Raw genomic sequence first — 14070 nt, forward strand, 5'->3', positions numbered from 1 at the left:
TGGTCCATTCCTTTGAACCCCGACTTCAGGAGAGTGTTCCATGCCGTCAGATCGCTACATTGATTTCGCCAACTCCGACATGGGTCGGCGCCTGGTGAAGGCCGCCGGTCTGCCCGCCCCCACTCACCTGGAGCGCTGGCAGGCCGGACGTCTGCGGCCCGTCGAAGGGACGCTGCTGATCAGCGCCGGGCCGCTGGGGGATCAGGTCCGCCAGTTCGCCAGCCGCCTGACCGACTCGCTGTACAGTTTCGGCAGTGAGATGCCCGGTGCCACGACGTGGGTGTCCAACCAGGGGCCGCGCCTGAAAGCAGTCGTGTTCGACGCCAGCCAGATCGTGCGCACCGAGCAGCTCAGGCAGTTGCGGGACTTCTTTCAGCCGCTGCTGCGCAATCTCGATCACTGCGCACATGTGGTCATTCTCGGTAAATCCCCCGAGACACTCGCTGATCCGCTGGCCGCCAGCACTCAACAGGCCATCGAAGGTTTCAGCCGCTCACTGGCCAAGGAAGTGCGCAACGGCGCCACGGTCAAACTGCTGCAAGTGGATGACGACGCGCAGGATCAACTGGAGGGCGCCCTGCGCTTTTTCCTCACGCCCAAGGCTGCGTTCATCTCCGGCCAGTTCGTCCACCTGAGTGCCTGCACGAGCAAGGTGCAGGACTGGACCCGCCCGCTGGCCGGGCGCAAGGCAGTGGTAACGGGCGCTGCACGCGGCATTGGCGCGTCTATAGCCGAAACCCTGACACGTGATGGTGCGCAGGTCATTCTGCTGGATGTACCGCAGACCAAAAACGAGCTGGAGGCACTGGCCTCGCGGCTTGGCGGTCAGGCTCTGGCGCTGGATATCTGCTCGGCGGATGCTCCGGCACAGTTGCTCGAACACCTGCCCGATGGCGTCGACATACTGGTGCACAACGCCGGCATCACGCGCGACAAGACGCTGGTCAACATGCCGGAAGATTTCTGGGACTCGGTACTGGCGGTCAACCTCAATGCGCCGCAGGTGCTGACTCAGGTGCTGCTCGACGCGGGCGCCTTGAAAGACAACGCCCGCATCGTGCTCATGGCCTCGATCAGCGGTATCGCCGGTAATCGCGGGCAAACCAACTACACCACCAGCAAGGCCGGTCTGATCGGTTTTGCACGGGCCATGGCCCCCGGACTCAAGTCACGCGGCATCAGCATCAACGCCGTCGCGCCGGGCTTCATCGAAACGAAAATGACCGCGCACATGCCGTTCACCCTGCGTGAAGCCGGGCGGCGCATGAGTTCGCTGGGTCAGGGCGGCTCGCCACAGGACGTTGCCGAAGCAGTGGCGTGGTTCAGCCAGCCGGGCAGCGGCGCGGTGAGCGGTCAGGTTCTACGTGTATGTGGTCAAAACGTGATCGGGGCTTAAGCACCCGCATCGAATTCAAGGAGATGGATGATGACGGCTCACTGGCGCTACCTCAATTCCCTGCAGCCCCTGTCCAACCTGTTCATCCAGGCTGCGCTCAGGCGCAAGGTCACCGGGATGCAGCTACCCGATCTGGGCTTGCGCAGCTGGATCGCGGTCGATACCGATAAGCTCGAGGCATACCGCAAGGTCTGCGGCTTCGAAGAAAGCAGCCTGCTGCCTCCGACCTATCCGCATGTGCTGGCGTTTCCGCTGCAAATGCAATTGATGACCTCCGAGGACTTTCCGTTTCCGCTGCTGGGGCTGATTCACCTCGCCAATCGCACCCGTACGCATCGTCCACTGGGCGGGGTGAGCCAGTTGTACATCAGCGTACAGGCCACTGATCTGCGCCCGCATGCCAAGGGCGCGACGTTCACCCTGGTCACTCAGGCCGAAGACGGCATGGGGCTGTTGTGGGAAGAAGAAAGCACCATGCTGTGCACCGCTGTGCACCTGGAAGACAGCCCTGTGAGCTATCCCGAAGCCGCGCCGCTACCGCTCAGCGAGCTGCAAGGCTGGCGGGCGTCGGCGCAAATAGGCCGCGAATACGCCAAGGTGTCGGGCGACTACAACCCGATTCACCTCAGCGCCCCCAGCGCCAGGCTGTTCGGTTTTCCACGCGCCATCGCCCACGGCATGTGGCTCAAGGCCCGTGCGCTCGCGGCGCTGGGCGAGCATTTGCCGGCCTCGAATGTCGAGATCAGCGTGCAGTTCCAGAAGCCTGTACGCCTGCCTGCCGACGTGACGCTGTCGACCAGTGCCGCCGGCTCGCATGGCCAGTTCCGTGTCGAAGGCCAGGAGGGCATCGTGCATATGGTCGGTAGCTGGCAGCCTGTCAGCGAGTGACGCACAGCCGGATGAACACCTCTGACGGGAGCATTGCTCCCATCAACGGCTGAACAAACCTCAACGCCCACTTGCCTGGCGAACCGTTCCCCCTGAAGCTATGCGTCTTCAGGAGAACACGATGAACCTCGACGAGTTGACCCAACGCCTGCACCGCATCCGCGACCAGAATGACTGGAAGCCATTTCACAGCCCGAAAAACCTGGCCATGGCTGCCAGTGTGGAGATGGCCGAGCTGGTGGAAATATTCCAATGGCTGCGCGAAGACCAGTCCCGCGAGCTGCCTGCCGAACAGTTGGAGCACGCCGGCCAGGAAGTCGGCGACATCGTCCTCTACCTGTTGCTGCTGTGCAGCGAACTGGGGCTGGACATGGACACGGTGGTGCGTAACAAGCTGGCTGACAGCGAGCGGAGATTTGCCAAGTGAGTGATCGGCATTTCGACCAGTTGGCAACCCGCTTTGCGGAAAAGATCTATGGCGGTGCCAAGGGAGCCATTCGTCTGGCGGTGCTGCAGGCCGACCTGACCGAGACCCTGCCCGCACGACCGCTTCGTGTACTGGATATCGGCGCCGGGCTGGGACACATGTCGCTGTGGCTGGCCGAACAGGGTCATCAGGTAACCCTGGCCGAACCCGCCGAGCCGATGCTCGAAGGCGCACGTCAGCGCTTCGCCGATGCCGGACAGACGGCAACCTTCATTCAGGCTCCGTGGCAGGCGCTGCCGGAGTTACTGAGCGACACTTATGATCTGGTGCTGTGCCACGCGGTGCTCGAGTGGCTGGCCGAGCCGCATACCATCCTCCCGGTGCTACGCCAGTTGACCAGGGACGATGGCTGGTTGTCGCTGGCGTTTTACAACCGCGATGCGTTGATCTATCGCAACCTGTTGAAGGGCCATTTCCGCAAGATGCGCAAGAATGACATGGCCGGGGAAAAACAGAGCCTGACGCCTCAGCAACCGCTCGACCCCCGGGAACTGGCGACGCAACTTGAAGGCCTGTGGCAAGTCGAAACCCGTAGCGGGGTGCGGGTATTTCACGATTACATGCCGGTTGAATTCCAGGCTCGGGCCGAGCTGACGGATCTGCTGGAAATGGAACTGGCGCATCGGCGTCATCCAGCCTTTGCCGGGCTGGGTCGATACCTTCACTGGATGTGCCGTCCGGTCTGACATCACTGCGGAGCCCACCATGAAACACCGTTCTGCCTTGTTTGCCGTGCTGCTGGGGACCAGTCTGTTCGGGATCAGCGCCTGCCAGAGCGACAACCCGTATGTCGCCAGCTCTCTGCCCATGCCGCCCGCTCCTGCGCAGGCGGCAAGGACGCTGGACATGAGCGCCTACCCTGCGCCGCCGCGGGACTATGGGCGTTATCGGTCCTGGGGCTGGCTCAACGGCCAGCTGCCGCCCGGTACGGCGTGGGTGGATTCGGCGCAGGTGGTCGAAGCCGTGAGCAACGGTCTGGACCAGCGTGGTTTGCGACCGGCTCGCGGCAATCAGCCGGCAGACTTGTACGTCACTGCCACGACCCGCCAGGAAACCCGGCTGCGTCAGGTGCGTGAAGATTACGATCCCTACTATGGGGGCGGCATGGGCTATGGCCGCTACGATGGTTACCGGCCCGGTTACGGCGGCTACGCCAGCGTGCCGGTGGTACGCACCTATCAGGAAAAGGTCATGGTGGTGCAGATCAACCTGATCGACGCGCGCAGCAACCAGCCGGTATGGAGCGCCAGCGCCGATGCGCGCGCCAGCAATAATCTGGCCGACCGCAGCAGTGCGTTGCGCCAGGCCGTGCAACAGGCTCTGGCGGCCTACCCGCCTTCGTAACCCTTTCGGAGAACTGCCATGTTTCGCCGTATCGTTCTGCTGACCTGTGCCGTGCTGCTGACGGCCTGTCAGAGCAACTCGATCAATCGCGACTTCGATGCCCAGCGGGATTTCGGCGGCTATCGCAGCTGGAGCTGGAAGGAGCCCGCCGTTCAGTATCAGCCTGACAATGATCCGCGGCTCAAGAGCGACCTGACCGAGCAGCGCCTTCGCCAGTCGATCGGCGAACAGCTGGACCAGCGCGGTCTGCGCATGGCAACAGCCGGGGCCCGGCCGGATTTGAAAGTGCAGGCCTGGCTGATTGTCGAAAACCGTCAGCAGACGGTCAGCACCAACTATGGCGGGGGCTGGAATCCCTGGGGTGGTTATGGCTACTGGAACGGGCCGATGAACACCGAAACCCGCAGCGTCGACTACAAGGTCGGCACCGTGCAGATCGATATGTTCGACGGCAAGGACGGCAAACTGGTCTGGCGTGGAAGCACCGAGCGCATCCTTAACGACAACGCCGGCAGCCCGTCCGAACGCGATCAGGCCATGCGCACCACGGTGGCGAAAATTCTGGAGCAATATCCACCGCGCTAGCCACGACTGACGTGTCGATGCACTGCGTCGGCATGGCGTTTCAGACGCTCTGCTGCCTTGGGCAATGAACAGCGCGATCCGGGCTCAGGCCTGCAGATCGCCCTGCATTTCATCGAGCAATTCCTGAATCGCGTCGAGACGCTCTTCGGGATCGTCGATTTCCAGCAGTTCCACTTTGTCTTTTTCGGTGAACGGCAGCAGGTAGGCAAGCTGGTTGGACAACGCGTATTGCCCACCGGCAGACATGCCCATGTTCAAGGAAGCCACCATCGGATGCTCGGCCAGCGCTTCGAGCAGGGCCACGAGGTCAGCATCTTCCTCCTGCAAAGGGCGCTCCACGGGCTCTTCCAGCCATTCAACCTCGGCCACCAACAGTTGATCGCGCTGAACCTCAGCGGCAACGACGCGGAAGCGACGCCCGCCGACGACCCGAATGCCCAGCAAGCCGTTCTCCTGCTGCTGAAAATCGGTAACCAGCGCTTCGCAGCCGATCATCGAGTAGCCGCCCGGCACTGGGCCGATTTCACTTCCCTCGGTGATACACACCACACCGAACCCTTCCCCCTGCTTCATGCAGCGGCCGATCATGTCCAGGTAACGGGCTTCGAACAGCTGCAGATCAAGCACGCACCCCGGAAACAGCACAGCGTTCAGTGGAAACAATGGCAGCGTCATAGAAAAGCCTCCTTTTAAATGGCCAGCGACATTGCCAGCGGCAGGAACAACGCCGTCGCAACGCCCATCAGACTCATTGCCAACGCAGCAAAAGCCCCCGATTCCTCGCCCTCCTGCAATGCCACGGATGTGCCTACCGCATGTGCAGTGAGCCCCAGCGCCATGCCTCGGGCAGCAGGATTATCCACCCCGATCAGCGACAGCAGACCGGGGCCGAAAATGGCACCGAATACGCCAGTAATCAACACAAAAACCGCCGCCAGGGCGGCAACCCCGCCGATCTGCTCGGCGACCAGCATGGCAATGGGCGATGTCACCGACTTCGGTGCCATGGTCATCAGAATCATGTGGTCGGCACCGAACAGCACCCCGAAGCCCACGCACAGGCCGGTGGCAAACACCCCGCCGACTACCAGCGTAGTCAAGACCGGCCAGAACAACTGGCGGATCCGTCGCATATTCAGATAGAGCGGGACCGCCAGCGCGACGGTTGCAGGACCCAGCAGCGTGCCCAGAATCTCGGTGCTTTTGCGGTACTCGGTGTACTCAAGGTCGCAGAACAGCACGACCCCGATCACCACCACCATCGAGACCAGCACGGGCTGCAGAAACAGCCAGCGGGTTCTTTCGTAAGCCGCCATCGCCAGTTGATAGGCGCCCAGGGTGATCGCGATGCCGAAAAGCGGGTGATGAATCACCGATAGCCATGCACCGTGCCAGTCAAGACTCATGGCAACTCCCGGCGCTGAGCCTGACGCTTGATCAGGGTCTGCATCAGCCAGCCGACGAAGGTCACGGAAATCATCAGCGACAGGGTCAGCGTGCCGAAGATCGCCCAGAAGTCCTCGGCAATCGCCGACGCGTAAACCATCACCCCGACCGCAGGCGGCACCAGCAGCAACGGCAGATAGCGCAACAGACTGCTGGCAGCAGTGCTGATCGGCTCGCTGACTTCACCGCGCCACATCAGATAGCCCATTAACAGCACGAGGCCGATGATCGGCCCCGGCAAAATCGACAGAAAAAGATGGTTGAGCGCGGTCCCCAGCAATTGGAACAGCACCAGCCATGTCAAACCCCTTAACAGCATGAGGACTCCAGCAGATAAACGAACCCGGCGAACGATCGGCGTCATTATAAACACGCTGCGCCAGAGGTCATGAGTGGGTATTCGCATTGCCGCAGTTGCTTGACCGGGCAACCGCCCTCTGCTGATCTGGTCATTCGCCCGCAGGCATCAGCGGATGCGGGCAGGGGCAGCTCCATACCCCCTCATCAGACAAGGAGAGCGGCATGCCTTTTGTACCCGTCGAAGAGCTCAAACAATACACCGGCAAGGACGCAGTCTATTCAGACTGGCTGACCATCGATCAGCAGCGTATCAACCTGTTCGCCGACGCCACAGGGGATTTCCAGTTCATCCATGTCGACCCGGTCAAAGCAGCGCAGACCCCGTTCGGCACGACTATCGCACACGGCTTCCTGTCTTTGTCGCTGATCCCCAAGCTCATGGAGGGCATCATGGTACTGCCCGAAGGCTTGAAGATGGCGGTCAATTACGGGATGGACAGTGTGCGCTTCGTTCAACCGGTGACGGTCAACTCGCGGGTGCGCCTCAAGGTCCAATTGACCGGCGTAAGCGAGAAAAAACCCGGTCAGTGGTTGCTCAAGGCAATGGCCACACTGGAGATAGAAGGTCAGGAAAAACCCGCTTTTGTGGCCGAGCCTTTAACGCTGTGTTTCGTATAAGGCGTTTAAAACATGAAACAGTCGTAACAGACTGTTTCATCCCGCTGACCCGCTGCGGCATACTCCCCTGCGGTCGTGCCCCCTAACATCTGCTCAAGCGGAGCCGGGCTCGCCCCTGAATCATTCTTCCGGGATCTCACATGCGCGCGCTCGCTCCATTGGCTTTGACACTCTTGATCGCAGGTTGCGGTGATGGCGAATCAATTTTGCCGCCAGACGGCCGCCTGCCCGACGGCGGACGCTACCGGGGCGATCTGGTCAATGGCGTTCTACAGGGCCAGGGCCGCATCGATTACCCCAACGGCAGTTGGTACGCAGGTCAGTTCGAAAACGGCCTGCGTCAAGGTCAGGGCGAATGGCACTCCAGCACCGGCGACGTCTACAAGGGTGGCTTCGAGCAAGGTCTGTTCAATGGCCAGGGCCGCCTGACCACCCGCGCTGGCGCGAGTTATGTCGGCAACTTCAAGCTTGGCATGCGCGACGGCGAAGGCACCCAGAAAGACAAGGGCGTGCTTTACCGTGGCCAGTTCAAGGCCGGCGTGTACGACGGGCCCGGTCGCCTGGAGCTGGAAGACGGCAGCCAGCATCAGGGCATGTTCGCCAATGGCAAGGCCAATGGCGAGGGTTCGCGCAGCGACGCCAGCGGCAACCAGTACAGCGGCAATTTCATCGACGGACAATTGCAGGGCACCGGCAGCTTCACCAGCGCTGACGGCGATCAATACGTCGGCAATTTCCACAACAGCCAGCTGGATGGCAAGGGTCGCTACGAAAACAGTGACGGCGACGTCTGGAGCGGTGAATTCAAGGAAGGCGCGCTGACCGGCAAAGGCGAGTTGATCGGCTCTGACGGCAGCCGCTATCAGGGTGATTTCGACAACTGGCGCTTCATGGGTCAGGGCCAGTTGCTGTTGGCCGATGGCAGCCGTTACATCGGCCAGTTTGCCGATGACACTTACCAGGGCGACGGTGTGCTGATTTCCGCCGATGGCAAGGAGCAACGCGGCATCTGGGCCAATGGTCAGCGGATCCGTGATGCCAAAGGCAAATTGCTGCCGGACCCACTGGAAGCCGGGCTGCTGGTCCAGGGTTCGCTGCTGGACAAGGCACTGGCAGCCGTGCCGGCGTCGACACCCGCTACCGAGCTGTACACGCTCGTGGTAGGTGGCGACGGCAAGCAGAGCGTATTCATGCGCGAGGCGGACTACGTGAGCAACCTGCTCAAGTCGCGTTTCGGGGCCGTCGGACAGGTCAGCCTGGTCAATCATCGCGATCATATGGATGACCGGCCGATGGCGACGCGTGAAACCATCACCCGCGCAGTGCAGACACTCGCCCAGCGCACCGGCCCGGAAGATCTGGTGTTCATTTACCTGACCAGCCACGGCACTCAGGATCATGAACTGGTGCTCGACCAGCCGCGCCTGTCGCTGGCAGACCTGCCCGCCGACGCCCTGGCAGCAGCCCTCGCGCCATTGAAGAACCGTGACAAGGTCGTGGTGATTTCAGCCTGTTATTCGGGCGGGTTCATTCCCGACCTGAAAGATGAGCGCACGCTGATCATGACCGCCTCGCGCGCCGACCGTGTCTCGTTCGGCTGCTCGGAAGAAGCGGACTTCACTTATTTTGGCGATGCACTATTTGCCAGGGCATTGGTCGAAACCGATGACCTGCAACACGCTTTCAACGAAGCGAAGGCCTATGTTGCGCAACGTGAGACCGAAGACAACTTCGAAGCCTCCGAACCGCAGATATGGGCACCCAAAGGAGTCCTGGCGCGCTGGCAGCAGTTGCGCAAGAGCCAGGCCGAACGCGCGTTGAGTACGGCGTTGAACCGCACGGAAGCGAAGACTTCGACTAGCCGCTAGGCTTATGTGTATTAAGGGAGAAGCCACATGTACCTGACGCCGCAACACATCCTGCTCGCAGGAGCCACAGGCCTTACAGGCGAGCATTTGCTGGACCGGCTGCTCAGCGAGCCGACCGTCAGCCGCGTGTTGGCACCGACCCGCAAGCCGCTGGCCGAGCACTCGCACCTGGAAAACCCGATCGGCGAGCTGGCGACCTTGCTGCCAACGCTGTCCGGCCGGGTGGACATCGCATTCTGTTGCCTGGGCACCACGATCAAACAGGCCGGTTCACAGGAAGCCTTCAAGGCCGTCGATCTGGACATGGTCACGGCGTTCGCCAGCCGCGCCCGCGAACTCGGTGCTCGCCACTTGCTGGTGATCAGCGCAGTCGGCGCAGACCCGGCGTCCAGTACCTTTTACAACCGTGTCAAAGGCGAAATGGAACAGGCGCTTCGCGCGCAAGGCTGGCCGCAACTGACCATTGCCCGCCCTTCCCTGCTGGTGGGCAGCCGTCCTGAAACCCGCTGGGTCGAGCAACTGGCGGCACCTATCGCCAAACTGATCCCCGGCAAATACGGCGCCATCGAAGCCTGCCAACTGGCCCGCGCCCTGTGGCGGCTGGCGCTGGAAGAGCAGAACGGCGAACGGATCGTCGAATCGGATGAGCTGCGCAAGCTGGGCAAGTAGGTGATGATCGCCGGGGCCCAGCGCTGATCGTTCCCGCGCTCCGCGTGGGAATGCAGTTCGTGACGCTCTGCGTCACCCAAGGGAGCCTTACCCGATAGCCCAGGTGTCGCTCCGCCCCCCTAAAGCCCGCCTGTAGCCTGAACCCCCAGTCCCGCTGCGGTCAGCAATGACAGTGGCAGCAGCAGGGTGTCGAGCAGCGCACTGCCAGGCAGGTCCAGGCCCGGGTAGCTGGGAGCGTCTGCGCCGAATCGGTCGGCGGCACAGCAACCACCCTGCAGCGCGTACATATTCAACCGCGTACCGGCATACACCACCGGCGCACCAGGTTTGGCCGCATTGAGCGTGCGTGCCGTTGCGCATCCGGTCAGCGCCAGCGCAAGCGCTACCAGCAGCAGCTTATTCATCGCCGCCAATATGGTGCTCGCCCCAGCGCGGCAACATGTCCTGAGGAATATTCAGCAGGTTGAGGATCCGCGCGACGATAAAGTCCACCAGGTCGTCGATGGTCTGCGGCTGGTGATAAAAGCCGGGAGACGCCGGCAGAATCACTGCGCCCATGTTCGACAGCTTGAGCATGTGTTCCAGATGAATGCTGGAATACGGCGCTTCGCGCGGCACCAGAATCAACTGGCGCCGCTCCTTCAGCGTGACGTCAGCGGCGCGCTCGATCAGATTGTTGCAAGCCCCGGTGGCAATCGCCGACAGCGAACCGGTGGAACACGGCACCACCACCATCGCGCTGGGCGCACCCGAGCCGGAGGCCACTGGCGACATCCAGTCATCGCGTCCATAGACGCGAATCTGCCCGGCAGACGCACCGGTGTACTCCGTCAGAAACGCCTGCATCATCATCGCCTTGGGCGGCAGGCGCACGTCGGTCTCGGTGGCCATCACCAGTTGCGCCGCCTTGGAGATCAGGAAATGTACTTCCCGGTCCTCACGCACCAGACAATCCAGCAGGCGCAGGCCATATTGCGCGCCTGATGCACCGGTCATCGCGACGGTGACGCGCTCCGGGCCGCTCATTGCAACGCCTCCGCCAGTTTGCCATGCAGACCGCCAAAGCCGCCGTTGCTCATGATCACAATGTGCGTGCCGGGCTGCGCCTGGCTTTTGACCTGGGCGATGATTGCCTCGAGGGAATCACAGACCAACGCGGGCACAGTGCCTCCCGCCACTGTTGCCGCCAGGTCCCAGCCCAGATTGGGCGGCGCATACCAGACCACCTGATCCGCCTGACTCACGCTTTCCCGCAAGCCATCGCGATGCGCGCCAAGCTTCATCGAGTTGGAGCGCGGCTCGATGACTGCAATGATCGACGCATCACCGACCTTTTTGCGCAGGCCGTCCAGCGTGGTGGCGATGGCCGTGGGATGATGAGCGAAGTCATCATAAATAGTGATGCCGCGCACGTCGGCGACCTTTTCCATACGCCGTTTGACGCTCTTGAATGCACTGAGCGCCTGCACACCCAGCAGCGGCACCACGCCAACATGGCGAGCGGCTGCCAGCGTCGCCAGGGCGTTTGCTACGTTGTGCTGACCGGTCATGTCCCAGTCGACGGTGCCTTGAAGCTCGCCTTCGAACAGCACTTCAAAGCGCGAGCCGTCTTCGCTCAACAGTCGTGCCTGCCACTGACCGTTCTGGCCTGTGGTCTGTACCGGCGTCCAGCAGCCCATCTCGATGACCCGCGACAACGCCGGCTCGGTAGTCGGATGGATCACCAAGCCTTCACTCGGGATAGTACGCACCAGATGGTGAAACTGGCGTTCGATGGCCGGCAGATCGGGGAAGATGTCGGCATGATCGAACTCAAGATTGTTGAGGATCGCTGTCCGTGGGCGGTAGTGAACGAACTTGGAGCGTTTGTCGAAGAACGCGCTGTCGTACTCATCGGCCTCGACCACAAAGAACGGGGTCTCGCCCAGACGCGCCGACACGGCGAAGTTCTGCGGGATGCCGCCGATCAGGAAGCCGGGGCTCATGCCCGCGTGTTCCAGCACCCAGGCCAGCATGCTGCTGGTGGTGGTCTTGCCGTGCGTGCCGGCCACGGCCAGTACCCAGCGGCCTTGCAGCACATGGTCCGCCAGCCACTGCGGGCCAGACACATACGGCAAACCGGTGTTGAGCACATATTCAACCGCAGGGTTGCCACGCGACAGCGCGTTGCCGACCACTACCAGGTCCGGCGCGGGAATCAGTTGCACGGGATCATAGCCTTGGGTCAGCTCGATGCCCTGCGCCTGGAGCTGGGTGCTCATCGGTGGATAGACATTGGCGTCGGAGCCCGTGACCCGGTGCCCCAACTCTTTGGCGAGCACCGCCAGAGACCCCATGAACGTGCCGCAGATACCAAGGATATGAATATGCATGACCAACCTCTCAGAACATCTGCGCAGGTTAACGTAGGGACGGTGAAATGGCACCCTGAGTTTGTCCGTCGTCTCGCGCGCGCAAGCCATTTCAATGCCAGGCAGATAAGCCTAAAGTCCTAGCCACGGCCGAATGCAAATGGCCTATTCTTGAACGCTTATTGCCAGATACCCGAAAGCAGAATCGACACAGACTCCCTCACAACAAGAACCAGGAGACATACCATGCGTTACGCTCATCCCGGTACCGAAGGCGCTATCGTCAACTTCAAGGAACGCTACGGTAACTACATCGGCGGCGAGTTCGTCGCACCGGTGAAAGGCCAGTATTTCACCAACACCTCGCCGGTCACCGGCAAGGCCATTGCAGAGTTTCCGCGCTCCACCGCCGAAGACATCGACAAGGCACTCGACGCCGCGCACGCTGCCGCTGCGGCCTGGGGCTCGACCTCGGTGCAGGCCCGCTCGCTGGTCCTGCTGAAGATTGCCGATCGCATCGAAGCCAATCTGGAAGTCCTGGCCATCACCGAAACCTGGGACAACGGCAAGGCAATCCGCGAAACCCTCAACGCCGATATTCCGCTGGCCGCCGACCATTTCCGCTACTTCGCCGGCGTGCTGCGTGCGCAAGAAGGCAGCGCCGCCGAAATCGACGGCAATACCGTGGCCTATCACATTCATGAGCCGCTGGGCGTGGTCGGGCAGATCATCCCGTGGAACTTCCCGCTCCTGATGGCCGCCTGGAAACTCGCCCCTGCGCTGGCTGCCGGTAATTGCATCGTGCTCAAACCTGCCGAGCAGACGCCGCTGGGCATCAGCGTGCTGATCGAACTGATCGGCGACCTGCTGCCTCCCGGCGTGCTGAACATCGTGCAGGGTTATGGCCGCGAAGCGGGTGAAGCGCTAGCCAGCAGCAAACGCATCGCCAAAATCGCCTTTACCGGCTCGACACCGGTCGGCTCACACATCATGAAACTGGCGGCGGACAACATCATCCCGTCCACTGTGGAACTGGGCGGCAAGTCGCCGAACATCTTCTTCGAAGACATCATGAGCGCCGAGCCGGAGTTCATCGACAAGGCCGCCGAAGGCCTGGTGCTGGCGTTCTTCAATCAGGGCGAAGTCTGCACCTGCCCGTCTCGCGCGCTGGTGCAGGAGTCGATCTATCCGCAGTTCATGGAAGCGGTGATGCGCAAGGTCGAGAAGATCAAGCGCGGCGACCCGCTGGACACCGACACCATGGTCGGCGCGCAGGCATCCGAGCAACAATTCGACAAGATTCTTTCGTACCTGGACATCGCCAAGGGCGAAGGTGCCGAACTGTTGACCGGCGGCAAAGTGGAGAAGCTGGAGGGCAACCTGTCCACTGGCTACTACATTCAGCCGACGCTGCTCAAAGGCAACAATAAAATGCGCGTGTTCCAGGAAGAAATCTTCGGCCCGGTGGTCAGCGTCACGACCTTCAAGGACGAAGCAGAAGCCGTGGCCATCGCCAACGATACCGAGTTCGGTCTGGGCGCAGGCCTGTGGACCCGCGACATCAACCGCGCCTACCGCGTGGGCCGTGCGATCAAGGCCGGACGCGTGTGGACCAACTGCTACCACCTGTACCCGGCACACGCCGCGTTCGGTGGCTACAAGAAATCCGGCGTCGGCCGCGAAACCCACAAAATCGCGCTTGAGCATTATCAACAGACCAAAAACCTGCTGGTGAGCTACGACACCAATCCGCTGGGTTTCTTCTAGGTATTTAGGTCCCCTGTTCAGGTTGGAACACGCCCACTGTAGGAGCGGACTTGTCCGCGAAGACGGTAGTTCAGACGATACCTTCCCGGAGAATGTACTGGCCCTTTCGCGAACAAGTTCGCTCCCACGGCCTTCGGCCAGAATCAAAAGCGGACTTGTGTATAGCACCGAGCCCTATTGCGCGGTAACAAGAAACACATCACGCACCAACCCTGTGCATCGCGCCCTGGCCCACCGCCCTGGCGTGATGCATCTTTGCTCTGAATCCTCCGTTCATGGTTGCAAACTCGC

The 14070-nt window shown here is 61.7% G+C and carries 16 protein-coding genes; 10 read left to right on the forward strand and 6 right to left on the reverse strand.

Annotated elements, in window-relative coordinates; genetic code table 11:
* Positions 1–40: 40 nt before the first annotated feature.
* The 6 genes from LCH65_RS20475 to LCH65_RS20500 all read left to right on the forward strand — a co-directional run bounded on the left by LCH65_RS20475 (position 41) and on the right by LCH65_RS20500 (position 4700).
* Positions 41–1396 carry a 3-oxoacyl-ACP reductase gene (locus LCH65_RS20475; RefSeq protein ID WP_058416256.1) on the forward strand — a complete coding sequence of 452 codons (1356 nt, stop codon included), beginning with the start codon at positions 41–43 and terminating at the stop codon, positions 1394–1396.
* A gap of 30 nt (positions 1397–1426) precedes the next feature.
* Positions 1427–2284 carry a MaoC/PaaZ C-terminal domain-containing protein gene (locus LCH65_RS20480; RefSeq protein ID WP_054081323.1) on the forward strand — a complete coding sequence of 286 codons (858 nt, stop codon included), beginning with the start codon at positions 1427–1429 and terminating at the stop codon, positions 2282–2284.
* A 121-nt stretch (positions 2285–2405) separates the two neighbouring features.
* Positions 2406–2711, forward strand: coding sequence for a MazG-like family protein (locus LCH65_RS20485; protein ID WP_003366436.1), 306 nt, complete (start codon positions 2406–2408; stop codon positions 2709–2711).
* Positions 2708–3457 (forward strand): methyltransferase domain-containing protein, encoded by a 750-nt coding sequence (locus LCH65_RS20490; protein ID WP_003431865.1) that lies wholly within the window; start codon positions 2708–2710, stop codon positions 3455–3457. Before LCH65_RS20485 ends, LCH65_RS20490 begins: the two co-directional genes overlap by 4 nt.
* A 19-nt stretch (positions 3458–3476) precedes the next feature.
* Positions 3477–4115: a DUF4136 domain-containing protein gene (locus LCH65_RS20495; RefSeq protein ID WP_002555543.1), complete on the forward strand. Its 639-nt coding sequence runs from the start codon at positions 3477–3479 to the stop codon at positions 4113–4115.
* A gap of 18 nt (positions 4116–4133) precedes the next feature.
* Positions 4134–4700, forward strand: a complete 567-nt coding sequence (locus LCH65_RS20500) for a DUF4136 domain-containing protein (RefSeq protein ID WP_003366430.1) — start codon at positions 4134–4136, stop codon at positions 4698–4700.
* An 84-nt stretch (positions 4701–4784) separates the two neighbouring features.
* Here LCH65_RS20500 and LCH65_RS20505 read toward each other — a convergent pair whose 3' ends face one another.
* Genes LCH65_RS20505 through LCH65_RS20515 form a run of 3 tightly spaced genes read right to left on the reverse strand, consistent with a single transcriptional unit; the run spans position 4785 to position 6465 of the window.
* Complete coding sequence (locus LCH65_RS20505; RefSeq protein ID WP_003366428.1) at positions 4785–5375, reverse strand: LON peptidase substrate-binding domain-containing protein; 591 nt, start codon at positions 5373–5375, stop codon at positions 4785–4787.
* A gap of 14 nt (positions 5376–5389) precedes the next feature.
* Complete coding sequence (locus tag LCH65_RS20510; RefSeq protein WP_003431868.1) at positions 5390–6106, reverse strand: LrgB family protein; 717 nt, start codon at positions 6104–6106, stop codon at positions 5390–5392.
* A complete protein-coding gene (locus LCH65_RS20515) occupies positions 6103–6465 on the reverse strand; it encodes a CidA/LrgA family protein (protein WP_003431869.1) in 363 nt (120 codons plus the stop codon). The genes LCH65_RS20510 and LCH65_RS20515 overlap by 4 nt, the downstream gene beginning before the upstream one ends.
* 203 nt (positions 6466–6668) lie before the next feature.
* Between LCH65_RS20515 and LCH65_RS20520 the strand changes: the two genes are divergently transcribed.
* The 3 genes from LCH65_RS20520 (at position 6669) to LCH65_RS20530 (ending at position 9661) form a co-directional block, all read left to right on the forward strand.
* The gene (locus LCH65_RS20520; protein ID WP_072364974.1) at positions 6669–7124 is read left to right on the forward strand and encodes a MaoC family dehydratase; all 456 of its coding nucleotides are present in this window, start codon (positions 6669–6671) and stop codon (positions 7122–7124) included.
* Between the two features lie 140 nt (positions 7125–7264).
* A complete protein-coding gene (locus LCH65_RS20525) occupies positions 7265–8992 on the forward strand; it encodes a C13 family peptidase (RefSeq protein WP_003366418.1) in 1728 nt (575 codons plus the stop codon).
* Positions 8993–9019: 27 nt separating this feature from the next.
* Positions 9020–9661, forward strand: coding sequence for an NAD(P)H-binding protein (locus tag LCH65_RS20530; protein WP_003431871.1), 642 nt, complete (start codon positions 9020–9022; stop codon positions 9659–9661).
* Positions 9662–9780: 119 nt separating this feature from the next.
* On the opposite strand, the gene LCH65_RS20535 is transcribed toward LCH65_RS20530, so the two are convergent.
* The 3 genes from LCH65_RS20535 to mpl are packed head-to-tail and all read right to left on the reverse strand — an operon-like array spanning position 9781 to position 12033.
* Positions 9781–10065 carry a YceK/YidQ family lipoprotein gene (locus LCH65_RS20535; protein ID WP_003366412.1) on the reverse strand — a complete coding sequence of 95 codons (285 nt, stop codon included), beginning with the start codon at positions 10063–10065 and terminating at the stop codon, positions 9781–9783.
* Entirely contained in the window at positions 10058–10687 is a 630-nt protein-coding gene (gene ubiX / locus LCH65_RS20540) for a flavin prenyltransferase UbiX (RefSeq protein ID WP_003366410.1), read from the reverse strand. Before ubiX ends, LCH65_RS20535 begins: the two co-directional genes overlap by 8 nt.
* Complete coding sequence (gene mpl, locus LCH65_RS20545; protein WP_058397706.1) at positions 10684–12033, reverse strand: UDP-N-acetylmuramate:L-alanyl-gamma-D-glutamyl-meso-diaminopimelate ligase; 1350 nt, start codon at positions 12031–12033, stop codon at positions 10684–10686. The genes ubiX and mpl overlap by 4 nt, the downstream gene beginning before the upstream one ends.
* Before the next feature lie 225 nt (positions 12034–12258).
* On the opposite strand from mpl, the gene LCH65_RS20550 reads away from it, so the two are divergent.
* Positions 12259–13779 carry an aldehyde dehydrogenase family protein gene (locus LCH65_RS20550; RefSeq protein ID WP_044310536.1) on the forward strand — a complete coding sequence of 507 codons (1521 nt, stop codon included), beginning with the start codon at positions 12259–12261 and terminating at the stop codon, positions 13777–13779.
* Positions 13780–14070: the final 291 nt, after the last annotated feature.

Origin of the sequence: Pseudomonas sp. MWU16-30316, assembly GCF_020515645.1 — a bacterium.
Lineage (GTDB): Bacteria > Pseudomonadota > Gammaproteobacteria > Pseudomonadales > Pseudomonadaceae > Aquipseudomonas > Aquipseudomonas cerasi.

Bases quoted from the DNA above. Each gene is read 5' to 3' on its own strand.
- LCH65_RS20475 (WP_058416256.1), top strand. From the start codon at position 41: ATGCCGTCAGATCGCTACATTGATTTCGCCAACTCCGACATGGGTCGG.
- LCH65_RS20480 (WP_054081323.1), top strand. From the start codon at position 1,427: ATGACGGCTCACTGGCGCTACCTCAATTCCCTGCAGCCCCTGTCCAAC.
- LCH65_RS20485 (WP_003366436.1), top strand. From the start codon at position 2,406: ATGAACCTCGACGAGTTGACCCAACGCCTGCACCGCATCCGCGACCAG.
- LCH65_RS20495 (WP_002555543.1), top strand. From the start codon at position 3,477: ATGAAACACCGTTCTGCCTTGTTTGCCGTGCTGCTGGGGACCAGTCTG.
- LCH65_RS20500 (WP_003366430.1), top strand. From the start codon at position 4,134: ATGTTTCGCCGTATCGTTCTGCTGACCTGTGCCGTGCTGCTGACGGCC.
- LCH65_RS20505 (WP_003366428.1), bottom strand. From the start codon at position 5,375: ATGACGCTGCCATTGTTTCCACTGAACGCTGTGCTGTTTCCGGGGTGC.
- LCH65_RS20510 (WP_003431868.1), bottom strand. From the start codon at position 6,106: ATGAGTCTTGACTGGCACGGTGCATGGCTATCGGTGATTCATCACCCG.
- LCH65_RS20515 (WP_003431869.1), bottom strand. From the start codon at position 6,465: ATGCTGTTAAGGGGTTTGACATGGCTGGTGCTGTTCCAATTGCTGGGG.
- LCH65_RS20520 (WP_072364974.1), top strand. From the start codon at position 6,669: ATGCCTTTTGTACCCGTCGAAGAGCTCAAACAATACACCGGCAAGGAC.
- LCH65_RS20525 (WP_003366418.1), top strand. From the start codon at position 7,265: ATGCGCGCGCTCGCTCCATTGGCTTTGACACTCTTGATCGCAGGTTGC.
- LCH65_RS20530 (WP_003431871.1), top strand. From the start codon at position 9,020: ATGTACCTGACGCCGCAACACATCCTGCTCGCAGGAGCCACAGGCCTT.
- LCH65_RS20535 (WP_003366412.1), bottom strand. From the start codon at position 10,065: ATGAATAAGCTGCTGCTGGTAGCGCTTGCGCTGGCGCTGACCGGATGC.
- ubiX (WP_003366410.1), bottom strand. From the start codon at position 10,687: ATGAGCGGCCCGGAGCGCGTCACCGTCGCGATGACCGGTGCATCAGGC.
- mpl (WP_058397706.1), bottom strand. From the start codon at position 12,033: ATGCATATTCATATCCTTGGTATCTGCGGCACGTTCATGGGGTCTCTG.
- LCH65_RS20550 (WP_044310536.1), top strand. From the start codon at position 12,259: ATGCGTTACGCTCATCCCGGTACCGAAGGCGCTATCGTCAACTTCAAG.